An 18,011-nucleotide genomic window follows, 5' to 3' on the forward strand; every position below is an offset into this window, starting at 1 on the left:
GGTGGAGTACCTCTCACAGGTCTGCAACTACGGATCACCGCACATCCTATCCTGCCCAGGTCCGCCGCGGACCCGGAGCGTCCCCGGTTTGGTCCTCACCCCTGTGTGAGAGGACAATACGCACGTGTCCGAGACCTTCCCCGACGTGAGTCCCTTCATCTCCCTTGACCGCGCCCAGTGGCAGACGCTGCGGCGTTCCATGCCGCAGGTGCTCAGCGAGGAGGAGCTCGAGGAACTCCGCGGCATCGGTGAGGACATCGATCTCGAGGAGGTCAGCGAAATCTACCTCCCGCTGTCCCGGTTGATCGACCTGCGGTTCCAGGCGATCCGCAAGCTCAACGAGACAACCGGAACCTTCCTCGGCGAAGGCATGCCCCATGTCCCGTTCATCATCGGTGTCTCCGGGTCGGTGGCCGTCGGCAAGTCCACCACAGCCCGCCTGCTCCAGGTGCTGCTGCAACGCTGGGAGTCCACCCCGCGGGTGGACCTGGTCACCACCGACGGTTTCCTCTACCCCGCCGCCGAGCTCAACCGACGCCACATGATGGGGCGGAAGGGCTATCCGGAGAGCTACGACCAGCGCGCGCTGATGCAGTTCGTCACCGCGGTGAAGTCCGGGGCAGCCGAGGTCCCGGCCCCGATGTACTCCCACGAGACCTACGACCGGCTGGACGAGGTCCACGTCGTCGACCGTCCCGACATCCTCATCATCGAGGGTCTCAACGTGCTGCAGACCGGTCCGTCGCTCATGGTCTCCGACCTCTTCGACTTCTCCGTCTACGTGGACGCCGACCGCGCCGACATCGAGCGCTGGTACATCGACCGCTTCCTCAAGCTGAAGAACTCGGCGTTCCGGAACCCCGGCGCCCACTTCCACTACTACGCGGGCCTGTCCGACGAGGACGCCCGCACCGTCGCCCGTGAGATCTGGCAGACCACCAACCTGCCGAACCTGGTGGAGAACATCCTGCCGACCCGCGTCCGGGCGTCCCTGGTCATGACGAAGGGGCCGGACCATCTCGTCGAGACGGTCCGGATGAGGAAGATCTAGTAGATCTAGAACCTACTTCCCGAAGCGTCGCTGCCGCGTGGAGAAGTCACGCAGCGCCCGGAGGAAGTCCATGCGCCGGAACGCCGGCCAGTAGGTCTCGGTGAACCAGATCTCCGAGTACGCCGACTGCCACAGCAGGAAGCCCGACAGCCGCTGCTCCCCTGACGTCCGGATCACCAGGTCGGGGTCGGCCTGGCCCGAGGTGTAGAGATGCTCGGTGAGCGAGTCGACCGTGATCCGTTCCGGGATCTCCGCCGCGGGGACGCCCTGCCCGGCAAGGTCGGCGATGAGCTCGCGGACGGCGTCCACCACCTCCTGGCGTCCGCCGTACCCGACGGCGATGTTGACGCGCACGCCCTTGTTGTCACGGGTGCGTTCCTCGGCTTCGGAGAGCCGGTCACAGAGTTCCTGCGGCAGCAGCTCGGCACGTCCGATCACCCGGAGGCGGAAGTCGCCCTTCGCTGAGGCGATCTCGTCGGAGACATCCCCGATGATCTCCATGAGCAGTTCCAGCTCGTCGGCACCACGGCCGAGGTTCTCCGTGCTCAACAGGTACACGGTGACCGTGTCGATCCCCTGCTCCTCGCACCAGCCGACGACCTCGACGATCTTCTTCGCCCCGACCCGGTGGCCGTGGGTGACGTCGGTGAAGCCGTTCTCCCGGGCCCAACGACGGTTGCCGTCACACATGATGGCGACATGGGACGGCCGCGGACGACCCTTCATGAAGCGGATCAGCCGCTGCTCGTAGAGCCGGTGGAGGATCAAGGACGGCCACCCCTGGTGATGTCGTCGGAGTCCGGGTTGTCACCGTCACCGTACTGCGCGGCGAGTTCCTCCGGTTCCTCCAGTGGCCAGGCCTGGGCATCGACCTCGTCATCGTTGAGTCCCTGGTCGGCGGCCATGGCCGCGTCGACGGCCTCGATGTCGAAGGGGTCCATGTCATGCTTGTCGGCGTACTCGCGACGCCGGGTCATGGCCTTCATCCGGCGGTTGAACAGCACGCCGATGGTGAGGATCGCCGCCAGCAGTGCCACGATCACCAGCAGACCGACCGGGGACGCCTTGCCGAAGTCCGGCCCCTCGGGTCCGGTCTTCTCCGCCTGGGCGAGGACGGTGTAGCCGAGTGACTCGGCCTGGGCGGTGACGGGGTGAAGATCCTGCAACATGTGCTCCAGAGTATCGGAGGGAACGGGCCTGCCCTAGTCGGGCACAACTCCTGCGAAGAGGTCGTCCTCGGGGACGGGTGCCGGGACGCGGGACGCGGCGAGTTCGAATTCCTCGGTCGGCCAGACCTGCTCCTGCAGTTCCGTCGGCACGGCGAAGAACGGCCCCTCGGGGTCGATCTGGGTGGCGTGGGCACGCAGGGCTGCGTCCCGCCGGACGAACCAGGGGGCGCAGGCGACCTGTGTGGTCACCCGCGGCATGATGTCGGGGACGTCGTTCCAGCGTTCCAGGGCACTTGCCGCGGTGAGATGACCGGCCTCCTCCTCAGCCTGGGCGAGCAGTTCGAAACGACGCCGGATGAACCCGTGGGTGTAGTACATCTTCTGCACCGTCCACGGCTCACCGAGATCGGGTCGGTAGTCGGGGTCACCGGAACGCTCCCAGGCCCGGACACTTACCGCATGGGTCTTGATGTGGTCCGGATGGGGGTACCCGCCGTTCTCGTCGTAGGTGATGATCACGTGCGGCCGGAACTCGCGGAAGACCTTCACCATCCTGGCGGTGGCTTCCTCGGTGTCCGCCAGGGCGAAGCATCCCTCGGGCAGCGGGGGCAGTGGGTCACCCTCCGGAAGGCCGGAGTCGATGTACCCGAGCCACTCCTGCTCCACTCCGAGAATCTCGGCGGCGCGCGCCATCTCCTCGATGCGGATCTCGTGCATGTGCTCGACCACTCCGGGCCGGTCCATGGCCGGGTTGAGGATGCTGCCACGCTCTCCACCGGTACAGGTCAGCACCTTCACCGTCACGCCCTCGTCGGCGTACCGGGCCATCGTCGCCGCCCCCTTGCTCGATTCGTCATCGGGGTGCGCGTGGACGGCAAGCAGGCGGAGACCCGCACGGCCTGCCGCGGAGACGTTGAATGACATAACAGCCATTCAACAACGCCTCACCCGTGGCGTCCAACTACCGGCAATTCCCGCTCCCCGGACATCGGGACCTAGGATGGACGCCATGAGTCCCCAGAACAAGGCGTCCTACGGCGCCAGTGACCAGAACGCCCGCGGAGTCAGCGGAAAGTTCCTCGTCATCGGCATCGTCGGCGTCCTGATCGTCGCCGGCGTCTTCATCTGGTCCCAGTGGCGCAACAGTTCCGACGCCGACGTCACCGCCTCCGTCGCCGGATTCTCGGACAACGAAGATGACTCAATCATGATGAACCTCGACGTCACCCGGGACGACACCTCCAAGCCCGCCTACTGCATCGTCACCGCGATGAACTTCGACAAGGCAGAGGTGGGACGCCGTGAGGCCGTCGTCGCCGCCGGCGGCAACGAGAACACCCGGCTGCAGATCAAGGTCCCGACCCGCGAGCAGGCCGTCGCCACCGACGTCTACGGCTGCTCTTCGGTGTTCCCCTCCTATCTCGACGACAGCACCACCGCCGAGGACTGACCGGGCACTGACGCAGCACTGACGCAGCACTGACGCAGGCCAGACCGGGGTGGGGGCCGGCCCGGTGCTAGACTGTGCGGCGAACAAGACGTGGCAGTTCCCTGCCACGTCAAAGGTCTACCCGCAGGAGGACTCGACCGGACATGGCCGACAATCAGACGACCTGGCTGACCCAGGAATCCTACGACCGGCTCAACGACGAGCTGGCCGCCCTCAAGGGCAACCGTCCCGCGCTCGCCGCCGAGATCAACGAGCGTCGTGAAGAGGGCGACCTCAAGGAGAACGGTGGCTACCACGCCGCCCGCGAGCAGCAGGGCCAGGAGGAGGCCCGCATCGTCTACCTTGAGGAACTCCTCGACAACGCCACCATCGGTGAGGCCCCGGCGGAGTCCGGCGTCGCTCTCGTCGGTTCCGTGGTCCACGTCTACTACGACGGCGACGAGGACGACAAGGAGACCTTCCTCATCGGAACCCGTGGTCTCGAATCCTCCAACCCCGATCTGGAGACCTACTCCACCGACGCCCCGCTGGGCGCCGCCCTCGTCGGAGCCAAGGAGGGCGAGACCCGCGAGTACGCCGCCCCCAACGGCAGCAAGATCTCCGTCACCCTCGTGACCGCGGAACCATACGACCCGGACCGCGACATCCCGCGCGCCGAGCAGTAGGCAGCCAGGCGGTACAGTCGCCACACACGACAGAGCCCCGTCCGGAACCAGGTTCCGGACGGGGCTCTCTGTGCGGTTACAGCTGTCAGTCGTTGTTGAGGTACGACAGCAGGCGGAGGATCTCGGTGTACAGCCAGACCAGGGTGACCGCCAGGCCGAGGGCGACGCCCCAGGCCATCTTGGACGGTGCACCGGCGCGGATCAGCTGGTCTGCCTGATCGAAGTCCACCAGGAAGCTCATGGCGGCTAGACCGATGCAGACCAGGGAGAAGATGATGGCGATGGTGCCACCGTCGCGCAGCGGGCTCGCCTCACCGGTGAACAGCACCATCAGCAGGTTACCGAGGGCCAGGACGCAGACGCCGATGAGGGCGCTGATCAGGATCTTGGTGAACTTCGGGGTGACACGGATCGCCCCGGTCTTGTAGACCACCAGCATGCCGGCGAAGACGCCGACCGTGCCGAGGATCGCCTGGAAGATGATCGCGCCGCCGTCACCGCCGCCGACGGTGATTCTGTCGGCGAAGATCCAGGTGAACCCACCGACGAACAGTCCTTCAAAGGCCGCGTAGGTCAGCGTGACTGCCGCAGAACCGTACTTCTTGCCGAAGGAGGAGACCAGGACGGCGATGAAACCGCCGATGGCACCGACGAAGGTCAGCCCCATGGCCAGGCCGGGGTTGCTGTTTCCGACGATGAAGTTGACGATGGCGAAGACGACGATGACACCAAGTGTCATGGCGGTCTTGGTGACGACGTCATCGACGGTCATCGGCCGGTCGGCGTCCTTCACCGGGACGCCGTAGTTCGGGGACTGCTGGTACCCGGGCTGGGCGGCGTAGGGGTTCTGGGCGTAACCCGGCTGGGAGTATCCCCCCTGGGCACCGCCCTGATAGGCCATGGCCTGGGCCCGCTGGGACTCGGCTGTGGCCTTGGTCAGCGAACTCATGTACGGGTTCGAGCTTTTCACTGTCTGGGACCTTTCTGGGGACGCCGTGGGCGTCACGCGGGTGTGTGACCCCGGGGGACGCACGGTGAACGCGGTTATCTCGTGGTTCTCATACTAACAACGGACGACCCGCCCGCTGTGTTCCCGGGGAGGCTTCTGTAGTCCGGATTCCGATTCCCCGCACGCGTCGCCGGATCGTCGGATAGTGTTTGCCAACATGACTATCAAGCGACTTCCCTACGGCGCACTCCCTGACGACTTCGCCACGGAACTGCGCGGACTCACCGTCAATGCCGTCACCGGAAATCTTGACTCCGGCGACCGAATCGAGATTGAGGGCCCGTTCACCGGAGAGACCATCGGCTGGGTAGGCCGAGGCACCGAGGACGAGGTCACCGAGGCCTTCACCCGCGCCCGCGCGGCCCAGAAGATCTGGGCGAAGACCTCCTACAAGGAGCGCGGGAAGATCCTGCTGCGCTTCCACGACCTGGTGGTCAAGCACCGCGAGCTCATCATGGACCTCGTGCAGCTGGAGACCGGCAAGAGCCGCGACTCGGCGTACGAGGAGGTCCTCCACACCGCCATCACCGCCCGTTACTACGGAAACCACGTCGGTGCGATCCTCAAGCCGAAGCACCACACCGGCGTCATCCCGGTGCTCACCAAGTCCACCGAGCACCACCTCCCGAAGGGCGTCATCGGCCAGATCGCCCCGTGGAACTACCCGCTGACCCTGGGGATCTCCGACTCCCTGCCCGGTATCGCCGCCGGCAACGCCCTGGTCGCCAAGCCGGACTCCTCCACCCCCTTCACCTCCCTGCTGGCCTTCAAGCTGCTCTTCGAGGCCGGAATGCCGCGCAACGTCGTCCAGCTCGTCACCGGCCCGGGCCGCGTGGTCGGCAACGCCATCGCCGAGACCTGTGACTACCTCATGTTCACCGGCTCCACCGCCACCGGCAAGACCCTCGGCGAGATCGCCGGTCGCCGTCTCATCGGCTTCTCCGCGGAGCTCGGCGGCAAGAACCCGCTGATCGTCACCGAGAACGCCGACGTGGACAAGATCGTCGACGGGGTCGTCACCGGCTGCTTCGCGAACTCCGGCCAGCTCTGCGTCTCCATCGAGCGGATCTACGCCCACGAGAACGTCTACGACGAGTTCGTCGAGAAGTTCGGCAAGGCCACCTCCGATCTGAAGCTCGGCGCAGGCTTCGACTGGAGTGCCGGGATGGGTTCACTGGCCGGTGCCTCCCAGGTCGCGACCGTCGAGAAGTACGTCGACGACGCGAAGGACAAGGGGGCCAAGGTCGTCACCGGTGGCAGGGCACGCCCGGACCTGGGCCCCTACTTCTACGAGCCCACCGTGTTCACCGATGTCTCCGACGAGGTCCTGCTCAAGCGCGAGGAGGTCTTCGGCCCGGTCGTCTACGTCGAGAAGGTCGGCTCCCACGCCGAAGCCGTCGAGAAGGCCAATGACACCGCCTACGGTCTCAACTCCTCGGTCTGGGGGCCGTCGAAGGAGGCCAACGAGGTCGCCGCACAGATCTACTCCGGCACGGTCGGCGTCAACGACGGGTACGCCGCCGCCTTCGCCTCCGTCGACAACGAGATGGGTGGCACGCAGGAGTCCGGCCAGGGCCGTCGCCAGGGGCACTACGGCATGCTGAAGTACACCGAGTCCCAGAACATCACCGAGCAGCGGCTCATCCCGATCCGCGGCCCGAAGTTCCTCTCGGCCAAGCCCTACGCCGCCGTGATGTCCCTGCTTCTTGTGGTGGGCAAGAAGACGAAGATCCTGCGCTAGGTTCTTCCGGTCCGGCAGGTAGGCTCCGGAGTCATGGACAGGGAGCTGGGGGCCGTGCAACGTCGGCACTGGGACGCCGACGCCGCGCGGTACCACGAGGACCACGCCGACTACCTGGACACCTTCTACTGGTGTCCGGAGCGGCTCACCGAGACAGAGGCCCGGTTCCTGGGGGATCCGGTGGACCTGGCGGGACGCACCGTCGTCGAGGTCGGCTGCGGTTCCGCCCCGTGTGCCGCCTGGCTCGCCCGCCGTACCTCGGCGCACGTGGTGGGCTTCGATATCTCGCACGGCATGCTCACCCGTGCCCCGCAGGTCGACGGGCTGCACCTGCTCCAGGCGGACGCCGCATCCCTCCCCTTCGCCGAGGACGCCGCCGACGTGGTCTTCTCGTCCTTCGGCGGCTACCCCTTCCTCTCCGACCTGGACGCCGCGATGGCAGAGGTAGCCCGGGTGCTGCGGCCGGGCGGTCGGGGCGTCATCGCGGTGAACCATCCCGGCGCATGGATCTTCCCCGATGACCCGGACGAACTGACGGCGGCCATCCCCTACTTCCAGGACGCCTACCTGGAGTGGGAGCGTGACGACCCGGCAGATTCGGGCGCGCTGCGTTACGCCGAGTTCCACCACACCATGGGCGACTGGGTGAGGGCCTTCGCCACCGCCGGCCTGCGGTTGGTCGATCTGGTCGAGCCGGAGTGGCGGGAGGGGACGCCGACCTGGGGCCAGTGGTCGGCGGTGCGAGGCGAGATCTTCCCCGGTACCGCGATCTTCGTACTGGAGAACTGACTGTGATCAGCCATGCACCGGGCGGACGGTGATCTCCTCTATGACGGACTCCTCGGTCGTGTCGACGGCGAACCTCACCGCAGCGGCAACAGATTCCGGGCGGACGTAGAGTGAGCCGTCGTAGTCGGTGTTTCCGCGGTGCGCCTGCAGGGCGACCTGCATCTCCGTGTCGACCCGTCCCGGGTGGACCGAGCTGACGCGGACCCGGCCACGCTCCTCCTCGCGCAGAGCGTCGGTGAAGGCCCGCAGTGCGAACTTCGTCCCGCAGTACTGGGACATGGTCGGCGCGGAGCGGTGCCCGGAACCGGAATTGACGGTGACCAGAGTGCCGCCCGCGGCGCGGAGAGCCGGCAGCAGCAGGCGGGTCAGCTCGGCGACACCGAAGACATTGACCCGGAACATCCGCTCCCAGCCCTCCCAGTCCGTGTCTTCCACCGCGGTGTCCCAGGCCAGACCTGCGGAATGGACGAGTACGTCGAGCTGTTCCAGACCCTCGTTCTCGAGGCGGGTCACGGCGTCGGCGATGGACGTCGGGTCGGAGAGGTCTGCGTCCTCACTGGACCAGGAGATGACGCGGTGGGTGCGGGCGAGGTCGGCGACCACGGCAGCACCGATGCCGCGGGAGCCTCCCGTGACGAGGGCGACGGGAAGGTCAGCAGAGCCGGTATCGTGGGTGTCAGTCATGGCCACGAGCCTAATCTCCGGTCGTCGCTCCTGAAAGGACACACCATGCTAGGAACCGCTCTCACCACTCTCATCCTCGGCGCGATCGCCGGGGTCGGCGCCTGGTGGGCCGCCGACCAGAACCGGTGGGGTTGGTCGTTCATCCTCGGCGCGCTGACCCTGGTCTTCGCCGTCGTCGCGATCACCACCGCCTTCGCCGGGGCGGTCGCCCTGATCTTCAAGCTGCTGCCGATCCTGCTGATCATCCTGGTCGGATGGCTCGGAATCAAGCAGCTGCAGAACAAGTAGGCTGCGGTCGTCACGGGAGGTCCGTACCGTGGATGGGACACGGTAACAGATCCCGATCACCAGGAAGGTGAATCCCGTGCGACTTCCGACCAGATCATCCGCCGTAGCAGCCGCTGCGGCGACAGTCCTCGTCCTCGGCGCGTGCAGCAGCGACAACAACGACGACGGAAACACCACCGACGACGCGAGCACCACCGCCTATGCGACCGCGGACGTCACCAACGCCGACGGGGACGCCCTCGGCACCGCCAGCGTCAGCGAGGACAGTTTCGCCTCCGACGCCACAGAACTGACCGTCTCCTTCACCGGACTCGAACCCGGCATGTACGGCATGCACATCCATGCGGTCGGCCAGTGCGAGACCGACAGTGAGTCCCCCGACGGCTCGGACACCGGTGACTACCTCTCGTCCGGCAGCCACATGGACGCCGATGACCACGACCACCCGTCCCACGGCGGCGATCTCCCGGCCCTGCTGGTCAAGGAGGACGGCACCGCCTCACTCACCGTCTCCACCGACCGCGTGACCAAGGAGAATCTCCTCGATGACGACGGCTCCGCGCTGATCATCCACGAGTCCCCGGACAACTACGGCAATATCCCGGAGCGCTATGCCCCGGACGGGCCGGACGAGGATTCCCTGAAGACCGGCGACGCCGGTGGACGCCAGGCCTGCGGAGTGTTCGAGGCGGCGTGACCCCGCCCCGCCGGTGACGGGTTCGGTCCGGTGGTCAGTGCGCGCCGAGCCTTCCCGACCGGGGTGCGGTGAGCATCATGGCCCGAGAAGCGCGAGCGGAACGACTGCGATGCCATCTGGGCGCCGATACGCCGTCGTACCCGTGGTGATGACGACCAGATCCGCGATCCTGTCCGGCATCTTGTCCCGCAACCAGTGAAGATGCCGGACATCAGCAGCATCCACCTGACCCGCGAGCTTCACCTCGATCGCGAGGATCTGCCCGTCGATGCCCTGAACGATCAGGTCTATCTCGTGCGCCCCGCTGTCCACACGGAGATGACTGACGGTAGCCTGCTCCGTCTGCGCCAGCACCCGGACCCCGAGCGTTACCAGGGACTCGAACAGCGGACCTGCCATGTGAGCACCCACCGGTCCGAGCAGGGCCGACGCGGACAGGTCGAGGAGCCGCGCCGCGAGCGCGGGATCCGCCAACTGGTGTTTCGGCGCCTGCTGGAGTCTGCGGATCGCATTGTTCGCCGGAATCCATCCGGGGACCGGGTCCAGCAACCAGAGCTGGGTGAGGTGCTCCCGGTACGCGATCGTTGTCGTCTTCGCTGGCTGAGTACCGTCGCCGCCGGTCGTCGAATCCAGTATCCGGGAGTAAGACGCGGTGGAGGATGAAGCGGCGGCGTAGGCAGCGAGCCATCTTCGCAACGTCTCCGGGCGCCGGACGGCATATCCCTGGTCAGGCAGGTCCCTGTCGATGACGCGCTGAAGGTAAGCACTGAGCAAACCGGCTCTCAGCCGGTCAGGTGCCTGCATGATGCCGGGAAATCCGCTACGCACGATCTCGAAGGCGTAGTCGGGAAGCGCGAACTCGGTATTCCCCTGAACTGCCACTTGTCCCTTGAGCAGTCCGGAGAAGGACACTGTCTGGTCAACTACGCCACGCTCGTGGAGACCCATGGGGCGCATACGCAAGGACAGGATCCGTCCGGCATCGCTGTGCGTGCCGCTCGGATCGACGGGCGCAGCAGACCCGGTCAGGAGGAAGCGTCCTGCTGGCGCACCGTCATCGACGTGGCGTCGCACTGAATCCCGGATCTGCGGAAGTTTCTGCCATTCATCAAGAAGAGCGGTCCCCGGAGAGAGCGAGCTGAGAGCGAAGTCGGCGCGAGCGATCTCCCGTTGAGAAGGGTCGTCAAGAGACCAGGTCACGTCAGCACGACGTCGGGCGGTGCATGTCTTTCCGACGCCCTTTGGGCCGTCAATGGCCAGGGCGGGCACGACGGGAAGTCGTTCGTCCAGCTCACTGTCGATCGATCGACGTAGGTAGTCCATATTCGCTCTTTCACCAGCCACAACGTGGTCTACACTACCCTTTTCGGCGCATATACGCTACCGTTCTCGGACCTTCTACACTACCATTTTCACCGTGCCGTGTGGCTTGCGAGACACTTCTCCAGAGCCCACAAACGCACGACCACTCCGTCAAATCGCCGTCAGAATCTCCCCTCTGTCAGGGCGAATGACCACAGTGTGCTCACTGTGGGCGGCGCGTGACCCGTCCGCGGTGACGACTGTCCAGCCATCGTTGTCAATGCCCACCCGGTCGGTACCCGCAAACCACGGCTCGATGGCGAAGGTCATCCCCTCCTGGAGCTCCAGCCCACGGTGCGCCTTTCCGACATTCGGAATCACCAGGTCACCATGCATGTGTCGCCCGATGTCATGCCCGCCGTACTCGGCGTTCGGTCGGATTCCGTAGTTCCTCGCAACCGCGCCGATGGCATGCGAAATGTCGCCGAGGCGGTTGCCTGCCTTGGCGGCGGCGATGCCCGCATCGAGTGCGACCTGGGTTGCTTCGATGAGTCGCGCATCCTCCTCCCGGGGTGTCCCGGCAATGACGGAGACTGCACTGTCACCACACCAGCCGTCGAGACTGACAGCGAGGTCGATGCTCAGCAGATCGCCGTCGGCAAGAACTGTCGGGTGCGGAAGACCGTGGAGTGCACCGTCATTGAGGGAGAGACAGACGGTGTTGCGGAACGGGCCATCACCGAAGTCAGGGGCGTAGTCCCAGTAGCAGGACTCCGCCCCTGCCTCGCGGATCATTTCACGGCACCGGTACTCCAGGTCCATGAGGTTGACGCCCGGTTGCGTCATACCACTGAGCTCGGCGAGGATCCGGGCCACCAGGCGTCCCGCCTCCCGCATCTTCTCGATCTCTGCCGCTGTCTTGATTTCTACCATGGTCGGTACAATAATACCGGTAGACGAAAGGGGCAACCGTGGTCAGAAATCCACTCACAGAAGCAGAGATCGAAGCCGGTCGTCGCGTCGGTCAGATTCTCCGGGATGCCAGGACCTGCGCTGACCTCACGCTCACCACAGTTGCCGCGAAAGCCGGTATCTCTGCGGAGACTCTGCGAAAAATCGAGACAGGGCGGCTCCCCTCCCCCGCATTCGGCACTATCGTCCGCCTGTGCGCTGCCCTTGAACTGGATATCCGCGACGTAGCGGACGGGTGGGCGCACCTCACCGCAAGCACGGCGTCTGCCGTGTGAGAGCTGCCGACAGTGACTAGCCGTCGGGGACGCCGCGCAATCCGATGACCAGCAGATCAGCAGTAACACCCTGTGGTTCAACAGTGCCGGCGTCCTCGGATTCAACCTCGGTGCGCTCTCCGCGACCCGGCCCGACATCGTCGGCCGCTACCTGCGCCCGGCGCTTGCGCTCGTCGCCTCCGGTGACGTGACTGTGCAGCTCACCGGTCGCGCACCGATCGAGGACGCCCCGCGCGTCCTCGGAGACCTCCGCGCCGGACGCACCACCGGGAAGATGGTATTCGTTCACGGGTAGCCGACCACGCAGGGGATTCACCGTAAGGTTAGGCCATGCTACAAAGGTCCCATGACGACGCCACCACCCGCCGCCTTCGACCACCTCATCCACTGGGTCACTGACCTCGACACCACCATGGCGTCCTACAACAACGCCGGCCTCACCACCCACCTCGCCCTGACCATGCCCGGCTTCCGCAACGCCGCCTGGGGCATCGACGACGCACGCTATGTCGAACTCGCCGCCGTCGACGACTGGGACACCGTCGAGACCTCGAAATACGCCCGCGGCCTGCAGGTACTTCGTCCGGCGATCGACGCTCTCGACGGCGAGGGACCCCTGACCTTCGCCGTGAACGTCCCCGACATCCAGGCCACCATCGATCGGCTCCGCGCCACAGGGCACGACATCATCATCGACGAGGTCTGGCTCGAGGACCACCAGGGAGGATTCACCGAGGTCCACGTCACTGATACTCCACACGTCGCCCCCTTCTTCATCGCCTACAACCCACCGCGTGAGGTCATCACACAGATGCGTACCGAACATCGCGCGTCGAACGGTGTGGTTTTCGACCCGGACCGACCTCAGCTGGTCGCCCTTCTCGTCGGCAGCAGCACCCCGGAGCAGGACGCCGCCTCCCTCGCCGAACTCATCGGTTGCGACGTCCGCGGCACGACAGTGGAACTCCCGGACGCGGAGGTCCGGTTCAGAGCCGACGCCCCCGAAGGGTTGTACGGTATCGCGGTCAGCAACTTCGGGGACGAACCGGTCGAGATCGCCGGGCTGAAGATCTGCCCGGAGTTGTGAGCCTGCCCGGCATAATGTGCGGGACCCGTAGTCACCGACGTGCCGTGCCGAAGGAACAGCAGGTCACATCAGTTTCTTTCGTACCGTGAGAGAATCGCCCGAGACAGGTCCACCACCAGTCGCCGCGCCTCCTCCGGTGCAGTCACCTCGATGCTGTTCCCGAACTGCAGCAGTTGCCGTACTCCACCGATCTCCGTGTACTCCACACTGATCTTCACGGTGTCCGGGTCCGCACTGTCCTCTACTGCGGTGAGCCGTGACCCGAGAATGCGCCGCGCGATGTCCAGCCGGCTACGGTGCAGCTCCGCGGTGACAACGACCGTCTCCTTCGGCTGCTCCAGATTCCGGGCCAGTTGCTCCACCACAGAGTCCAGCGACGCCCCTGGCCGGAGTCTCCGCGGTGCGTCCACAACCGTCCATGCCGCGAGCCTCTCGACCGCGTACTGGCGGGGCGTGCCGTCCCGGTCCGCAACCAGATACCGGCGTCCACCCCGGTGATCCGCAGCAGTTCCGTCAGACACGGGTCAAACGCGCCCCACCCGACCGGCACCTGGCCGGTCATCGCCGCACACGCTACGGACGTCGACCTCCACAACCTCGGACTGGGCGGCAGTGCGCTGCTGGACCCGTTCGTCGCCCGCACGATAGCGGGCCTGGAGGCCGACATCATCAGCGTGAAGCTCGGCATCAACCTGGTCAACGCGGACCTGATGCGCCGCCGTGCGCTCGACCCGGCGGTCCACGGATTCCTGGACACGATCCGGGACGCGCACCCGGACACTCCCCTGATCGTGATGTCCCCGGTGTGCTGCCCGATCCAGGAATCGACCCCCGGCCCGTTGGCCCCGGATTTCAGTGACGGGACGATGAAATTCGTCGCCACCGGGGACCCGGCGGAGGTCGACGCCGGAAAGCTCACTCTGGAGGTGGTGCGGGAGGAACTCGCGGCGGTGGTCGAGCAGCGCTCGGTCGACGATCCCCATTTGTCCTACGTCAACGGACTGGACCCGTTCGGACCCGCGGAAGTCGGGCAATTCCCCTACGCTGACAATCTCCACCCCGGCGCGCAGGCCCACCGGCGCATCGGAGAGCGTTTCATCCCCATGCTTCTACAGGCCAGGCATGCTGTCAGGAGGCGGCCCCACGGAGTGATCCGTACGCCGCACTGACCACTCGTGCAGCAGGTCTGCGTCAGGCACGGATCGGCCGCACTGTGCCACGATGCGCCCGATCCGTGCCTGACGCAGATGTGAAGCCCCCTGAAGCCGCGCCGGAATACGACCCGAGAGGGTGGTCTGCTGGGACCAGACCACCCGGTCGAGTCGCTTCCGGGGGCCATCGCCACAACTCAATGCCCGGAGAAACTCAATGCCCGGAGAAAGACCTGGGTCAGGCACTCCAACTTCAGGGGGCCGGTTCAAGACCGACGGAGCGCACCCGACCTGGCGAGGGACAACAGGTCCCCACATCCGCCAGCTGCCCCGGCTACGCCACTCCGACCTTCGGCTTGGCCCAGGAGCGCCCGGAGGTGTCCTTGAGGATGTCGTACTCCACGTCGATATGCGGCTCGATGGCACTGTACTTGTCGATCGGCGCACCGATGACCAGCTGGAACCCGAGCCCACGCCACGCGCCGATCGCCCGGGCCGTGAAGTGCGCGTCCGCCTTGATCAGCGCCTCGTCGAGGAACACCGGCGCATACCGGGGACGCGCCGCATCGGCGTCACCCAACTGGTAGCGCAGCGCCGCACCGACGATGAAGGCGATGAGCTCCTGCGACTCACCACCGGACTTCTCACCGATGTGGTCGTAGAGCGCCACATGCTCACCCGAACCAGCCGTGATCTTCTCCGCACTGACACGGACATGGTTACGCACATCCACCAGTGAGGCGTAGTCCGGCGCGCCCCGGCGGATCCGGTCGATGAGCCGCGCCATCCGCGGGTACACCTCGGCACGCTCCTCGTCGGTCGAGGCGACCCCGATGAGCGCACGCACCTCTCGCAGCTCCTTGCGGAACCGACGACGCACCTCGGACTGGTTCTCCCGCAGCGTGATCTGCAGCCGGTGGTCGTCATCGTAGAACGGCAGGTCAGCCATGATCCGGTTCACCGGCTCGATCCGCTCACGGATCTCGCGCAGCGCCCGCCCCAGCGTGGAGTCCAGGTTCGTCAGGTCGTTGCCGGACAGCCGCAGCAGGCTCTCCTTCCACTCCCCTTCCAGCCGGTGCAGCCCGCTGGTCTCGAGGTCGTCGAGGATCCGCTCGAAGTCCTTCAGCGACGCATCTGGGTCGGCCCGGAGGTTCGGGTTCGGCCAGGCGTCCAGGAAGGACTCCATGGTCCGACGCACCGCCGCGCGCTGGTCGGCAAGGGTCGTCTGCGCCGAGGCGCGGTCCTCCTCGAGGACGCGGGACGCCGACTCCAGTGACGCATCCAACCTCGCCAGTCTCGCTGCGGGATCCCCGGTCTCACCGTCGGTGACGGTGAACCGGGACCGCAGCCAGGCGTCCTGTTCCTCAGTCAGTTCGCGACCGGCCTCGGCGGCCTCGTCGAGCGCCACCTCGGCCTCGTCGATCTCCTCGGCGACAGTGTCCCACCGCTCCATGAGCTGCTGGTGCTCGCCCTTCGCACGTCCGGTCTTCTCCTGCAGCCCCTGGATCTTCACTTTCAGGCCGGCGATCTGGTTCTGCATCGCCGCGATCTCAGGACTGCCCTCGGCGATGCCCCCGACGGCCTCCTCCCAGCGGGTCACCTCGTCGGTGACCGTGTCGACGTCGATCTCCTCCCAGGTCAGGTCCACGATCCGCCGGTACGCGGCCAGGCGCACGTCCACCGCGTCCAGCTCAGCCTCGGCGACGGCGACCTCGGCGGACGCAGCCTCCACCTCGGCTTTCGCCGCCGCGATCTCTTCGGCAAGTTCGTCGACGCGTCGGTGGCTGGAGAAGCCCAGCACATTACGTCTACCGTGCCCGCCGTGGGCGCCGCGGGCCCCCTGGGACATCTGTCCGGTGACCGTCAGCGCCGACCGGTGGGCACGCAGTTCGTCGGCGGAATCCACACACACGAAGCCGAACCGCTGGTCCAACCGGTCCTGCAGCCAGCCGGTGAAGGGTGTGTCGCGGTAGTCGAGCCGTCCGGGCAGCTGCCGGGGATCACAGGTGATCCGGGTCTGACCGGTCTGCACGCCCTCGAAGCGTACACGGACGCGCGTCTTCACCTGGTTGATCGCCGCCCGGAACTGCGGGAGCTGTGCCTCATCGATGAGCAGTGTGGTCGCGAACCCGCCGAGGGCCAGGTTGAAGGCCTCCCGCCACGGCTCGAACTCGGTACGCACCTCGACAAGCTCGCCGACGAACGGCAGGTCCTCGACCGACAGCCCTGCGGCCTCGGCCAGCGCGGCACGGGCAGCGTGCAGCTCCCCGGGGATGTTGTCGGTGCGTTCCGCGGTGGCCCGCTGCTCCGACTCCAGCTCATTCCACCGGTTCCGGGCGACGGACGCCGCCGTCCGGGCTTCCGCGTAGTTCTCGCGCACACCCGCCTTGACCTCGGGATCGGCCAGCGCGGACTTCCCCTGCGTGACCAGGGCGTTGAACGCCTCCTCGTCGGTCACGGCAGCACCCAGCGGCACCAGGTCCTCCTCGACCTTCTCGCGGGTGCGGGTGACCTGTTCACAGCGACGACGCGCCGCCCCGAGTTCGCGCTCGGCGGTCTCCAGCCGGTCACCACCGGAATTGCGCAGCACCTGGATCAGGCTGTCGCGCTCAGCTTCGGCGGCCTCGGCGGCGGCGGTGTGGGTGGCGACCAGCGACTCGGCGTCCACCGCCTGACTGCGCAGTTCCTCCTCGGCAGCACGCAGCAGGTCGAGGCGCCGGGATGTCCGCCACATCGCGGCCGGTGAGGAGGCGTCCCGGAACTGGCCGATTTCCTTGATCAGCCGGAGCCGTTCGGCGGCGTCCCCGATCCGGGTACGGGCCTCACGCAGCGGCGACAGGGCGCGCACCTGCCGTTGGGCGGTCACCATCCGGGTCCGGGTGCTCTCCAGCTCATCGAAGTGCTCGACCACGGCGTCCGCGGTGGCGAAGGTGTCCGGTTCCTCGAGCACCATGCGCTTGTACAGCTCGTCGACGGTGGTGATCTGCTGACCGGCCTGGATACGCGCCAGCAGGTTCATCGCCTTCGTCCCGGCACCGGCGGCACCGATGCCGAGTACGGAGTGGACCCTGGCGAGGAACTCACGGTCCGTCGCCATCGTCTCCAGCCCGGTCGCGCGCACGACGGCGTCCGACAGACGGTGGGACGCGGCGTCCTCCAGGTCGGTCAGGTCAAAGTCCCCCTCGATGACGCCGCGGACCTTCACCGCGTCATCGAGGACGCGGGCGGTGGCCGGGATGTACCAGGCACGCACCGCGGTGAACTTCTTCTCCTCCGGACCGCTGGCATCGACCCAGGTCATGGCGACGGCGGTCCAGGTATCCGTCCCGTCGCCGCGCAGCACACGCACCCGGGTGCCGTGCTCGGTGCGGGTCTCGTCGATCTTGCCGCGGCCGTAGGACAGGATATTGCGCTGGTCCTCACCGCGGGCACGGCCGGTGACCGCCCCGTTGGACGCACCGTTGAACGGCGTGGTGTGCGGCATCATCAGGGCGATGTAAGCGTCCATCAGCGTGGACTTTCCGGATCCGGACCCGCCGCACAGCAGCGTCGCGGAGGGCGAGAAGCGGACGCGGTGGGCCCCGTCATAGCCGCCCCAGTTCACCAGCTGCAGGTCCCCGGCGAGCCACTGCTGGCCGCGGGACTCCGAGGGGATGAGGCCGAAGAGGGTGTCGAGCATGG

At 66.6% G+C, this 18,011-nt stretch carries 20 protein-coding genes; 11 read left to right on the top strand and 9 right to left on the bottom strand.

The annotated features are described in order from the left end of the window. Positions 1-124 precede the first annotated feature (124 nt). Positions 125-1,051 (top strand): type I pantothenate kinase, encoded by a 927-nt coding sequence (coaA, locus tag ACZ9GM_RS07185; RefSeq protein ID WP_291474869.1) that lies wholly within the window; start codon positions 125-127, stop codon positions 1,049-1,051. Positions 1,052-1,063: 12 nt separating this feature from the next. Here the strand turns inward: coaA and ACZ9GM_RS07190 are convergent, their stop codons facing one another. Genes ACZ9GM_RS07190 through mca form a run of 3 tightly spaced genes read right to left on the bottom strand, consistent with a single transcriptional unit; the run spans position 1,064 to position 3,144 of the window. Then, entirely contained in the window at positions 1,064-1,819 is a 756-nt protein-coding gene (locus ACZ9GM_RS07190) for an isoprenyl transferase (protein WP_291474871.1), read from the bottom strand. Continuing rightward, entirely contained in the window at positions 1,816-2,220 is a 405-nt protein-coding gene (locus tag ACZ9GM_RS07195) for a hypothetical protein (RefSeq protein WP_291474873.1), read from the bottom strand. The genes ACZ9GM_RS07190 and ACZ9GM_RS07195 overlap by 4 nt, the downstream gene beginning before the upstream one ends. A gap of 33 nt (positions 2,221-2,253) precedes the next feature. Continuing rightward, on the bottom strand, positions 2,254-3,144 hold the full coding sequence (gene mca / locus ACZ9GM_RS07200; RefSeq protein WP_476037486.1) for a mycothiol conjugate amidase Mca: 891 nt from the start codon (positions 3,142-3,144) through the stop codon (positions 2,254-2,256). 85 nt (positions 3,145-3,229) lie between these two features. Between mca and ACZ9GM_RS07205 the strand changes: the two genes are divergently transcribed. Continuing rightward, positions 3,230-3,670 carry a DUF4307 domain-containing protein gene (locus tag ACZ9GM_RS07205; protein WP_476037487.1) on the top strand — a complete coding sequence of 147 codons (441 nt, stop codon included), beginning with the start codon at positions 3,230-3,232 and terminating at the stop codon, positions 3,668-3,670. 143 nt (positions 3,671-3,813) lie between these two features. Then, positions 3,814-4,335 carry a transcription elongation factor GreA gene (gene greA, locus ACZ9GM_RS07210; protein WP_291474879.1) on the top strand — a complete coding sequence of 174 codons (522 nt, stop codon included), beginning with the start codon at positions 3,814-3,816 and terminating at the stop codon, positions 4,333-4,335. Positions 4,336-4,420: 85 nt separating this feature from the next. Here the strand turns inward: greA and ACZ9GM_RS07215 are convergent, their stop codons facing one another. Then, the gene (locus ACZ9GM_RS07215; RefSeq protein WP_291474880.1) at positions 4,421-5,305 is read right to left on the bottom strand and encodes a Bax inhibitor-1/YccA family protein; all 885 of its coding nucleotides are present in this window, start codon (positions 5,303-5,305) and stop codon (positions 4,421-4,423) included. Positions 5,306-5,501: 196 nt separating this feature from the next. Between ACZ9GM_RS07215 and ACZ9GM_RS07220 the strand changes: the two genes are divergently transcribed. Together ACZ9GM_RS07220 and ACZ9GM_RS07225 are read left to right on the top strand one after the other, a co-directional pair. Beyond that, positions 5,502-7,085 (top strand): succinic semialdehyde dehydrogenase, encoded by a 1,584-nt coding sequence (locus ACZ9GM_RS07220; RefSeq protein ID WP_291474881.1) that lies wholly within the window; start codon positions 5,502-5,504, stop codon positions 7,083-7,085. Between the two features lie 33 nt (positions 7,086-7,118). Then, positions 7,119-7,874, top strand: coding sequence for a class I SAM-dependent methyltransferase (locus ACZ9GM_RS07225; protein WP_291474883.1), 756 nt, complete (start codon positions 7,119-7,121; stop codon positions 7,872-7,874). 6 nt (positions 7,875-7,880) lie between these two features. Here ACZ9GM_RS07225 and ACZ9GM_RS07230 read toward each other — a convergent pair whose 3' ends face one another. Then, a complete protein-coding gene (locus tag ACZ9GM_RS07230; RefSeq protein ID WP_476037488.1) occupies positions 7,881-8,558 on the bottom strand; it encodes an SDR family oxidoreductase in 678 nt (225 codons plus the stop codon). A gap of 45 nt (positions 8,559-8,603) precedes the next feature. Here ACZ9GM_RS07230 and ACZ9GM_RS07235 point away from each other — a divergent pair, with 45 nt between their 5' ends. Beyond that, positions 8,604-8,846: a hypothetical protein gene (locus ACZ9GM_RS07235; protein ID WP_291474886.1), complete on the top strand. Its 243-nt coding sequence runs from the start codon at positions 8,604-8,606 to the stop codon at positions 8,844-8,846. 76 nt (positions 8,847-8,922) lie between these two features. Beyond that, positions 8,923-9,543 (top strand): superoxide dismutase family protein, encoded by a 621-nt coding sequence (locus tag ACZ9GM_RS07240; RefSeq protein ID WP_291474888.1) that lies wholly within the window; start codon positions 8,923-8,925, stop codon positions 9,541-9,543. A gap of 75 nt (positions 9,544-9,618) precedes the next feature. Here ACZ9GM_RS07240 and ACZ9GM_RS07245 read toward each other — a convergent pair whose 3' ends face one another. Further along, on the bottom strand, positions 9,619-10,866 hold the full coding sequence (locus tag ACZ9GM_RS07245; RefSeq protein WP_476037489.1) for an ATP-binding protein: 1,248 nt from the start codon (positions 10,864-10,866) through the stop codon (positions 9,619-9,621). Positions 10,867-11,016: 150 nt separating this feature from the next. Beyond that, positions 11,017-11,778, bottom strand: coding sequence for a type I methionyl aminopeptidase (gene map / locus ACZ9GM_RS07250; protein WP_291474893.1), 762 nt, complete (start codon positions 11,776-11,778; stop codon positions 11,017-11,019). Positions 11,779-11,816: 38 nt separating this feature from the next. Between map and ACZ9GM_RS07255 the strand changes: the two genes are divergently transcribed. From ACZ9GM_RS07255 to ACZ9GM_RS07265, 3 genes are all read left to right on the top strand, one after another. Further along, positions 11,817-12,092: a helix-turn-helix domain-containing protein gene (locus ACZ9GM_RS07255; RefSeq protein WP_291474894.1), complete on the top strand. Its 276-nt coding sequence runs from the start codon at positions 11,817-11,819 to the stop codon at positions 12,090-12,092. Between the two features lie 70 nt (positions 12,093-12,162). Next, positions 12,163-12,387 (top strand): hypothetical protein, encoded by a 225-nt coding sequence (locus tag ACZ9GM_RS07260; RefSeq protein WP_476038325.1) that lies wholly within the window; start codon positions 12,163-12,165, stop codon positions 12,385-12,387. Between the two features lie 51 nt (positions 12,388-12,438). Beyond that, positions 12,439-13,179 (top strand): VOC family protein, encoded by a 741-nt coding sequence (locus ACZ9GM_RS07265; RefSeq protein WP_291474897.1) that lies wholly within the window; start codon positions 12,439-12,441, stop codon positions 13,177-13,179. 68 nt (positions 13,180-13,247) lie between these two features. Here ACZ9GM_RS07265 and ACZ9GM_RS07270 read toward each other — a convergent pair whose 3' ends face one another. Then, positions 13,248-13,541 (bottom strand): WCX domain-containing protein, encoded by a 294-nt coding sequence (locus ACZ9GM_RS07270; protein WP_476037490.1) that lies wholly within the window; start codon positions 13,539-13,541, stop codon positions 13,248-13,250. A 132-nt stretch (positions 13,542-13,673) separates the two neighbouring features. Here ACZ9GM_RS07270 and ACZ9GM_RS07275 point away from each other — a divergent pair, with 132 nt between their 5' ends. Further along, positions 13,674-14,348, top strand: coding sequence for an SGNH/GDSL hydrolase family protein (locus tag ACZ9GM_RS07275; protein WP_476037491.1), 675 nt, complete (start codon positions 13,674-13,676; stop codon positions 14,346-14,348). A 316-nt stretch (positions 14,349-14,664) separates the two neighbouring features. Here the strand turns inward: ACZ9GM_RS07275 and ACZ9GM_RS07280 are convergent, their stop codons facing one another. Then, entirely contained in the window at positions 14,665-18,009 is a 3,345-nt protein-coding gene (locus ACZ9GM_RS07280; protein WP_476037492.1) for an ATP-binding protein, read from the bottom strand. Between the last annotated feature and the right edge of the window lie 2 nt (positions 18,010-18,011).

The organism is Corynebacterium sp. UD i78, assembly GCF_056280545.1.

Coding starts and splice junctions, on each gene's coding strand:
- ACZ9GM_RS07235 (WP_291474886.1), top strand. CDS start 8,604: ATGCTAGGAACCGCTCTCACCACTCTCATCCTCGGCGCGATCGCCGGG.
- ACZ9GM_RS07205 (WP_476037487.1), top strand. CDS start 3,230: ATGAGTCCCCAGAACAAGGCGTCCTACGGCGCCAGTGACCAGAACGCC.
- ACZ9GM_RS07265 (WP_291474897.1), top strand. CDS start 12,439: ATGACGACGCCACCACCCGCCGCCTTCGACCACCTCATCCACTGGGTC.
- ACZ9GM_RS07280 (WP_476037492.1), bottom strand. CDS start 18,009: ATGCTCGACACCCTCTTCGGCCTCATCCCCTCGGAGTCCCGCGGCCAG.
- ACZ9GM_RS07220 (WP_291474881.1), top strand. CDS start 5,502: ATGACTATCAAGCGACTTCCCTACGGCGCACTCCCTGACGACTTCGCC.
- ACZ9GM_RS07225 (WP_291474883.1), top strand. CDS start 7,119: ATGGACAGGGAGCTGGGGGCCGTGCAACGTCGGCACTGGGACGCCGAC.
- ACZ9GM_RS07245 (WP_476037489.1), bottom strand. CDS start 10,866: ATGGACTACCTACGTCGATCGATCGACAGTGAGCTGGACGAACGACTT.
- map (WP_291474893.1), bottom strand. CDS start 11,778: ATGGTAGAAATCAAGACAGCGGCAGAGATCGAGAAGATGCGGGAGGCG.
- ACZ9GM_RS07230 (WP_476037488.1), bottom strand. CDS start 8,558: ATGACTGACACCCACGATACCGGCTCTGCTGACCTTCCCGTCGCCCTC.
- greA (WP_291474879.1), top strand. CDS start 3,814: ATGGCCGACAATCAGACGACCTGGCTGACCCAGGAATCCTACGACCGG.
- mca (WP_476037486.1), bottom strand. CDS start 3,144: ATGTCATTCAACGTCTCCGCGGCAGGCCGTGCGGGTCTCCGCCTGCTT.
- ACZ9GM_RS07195 (WP_291474873.1), bottom strand. CDS start 2,220: ATGTTGCAGGATCTTCACCCCGTCACCGCCCAGGCCGAGTCACTCGGC.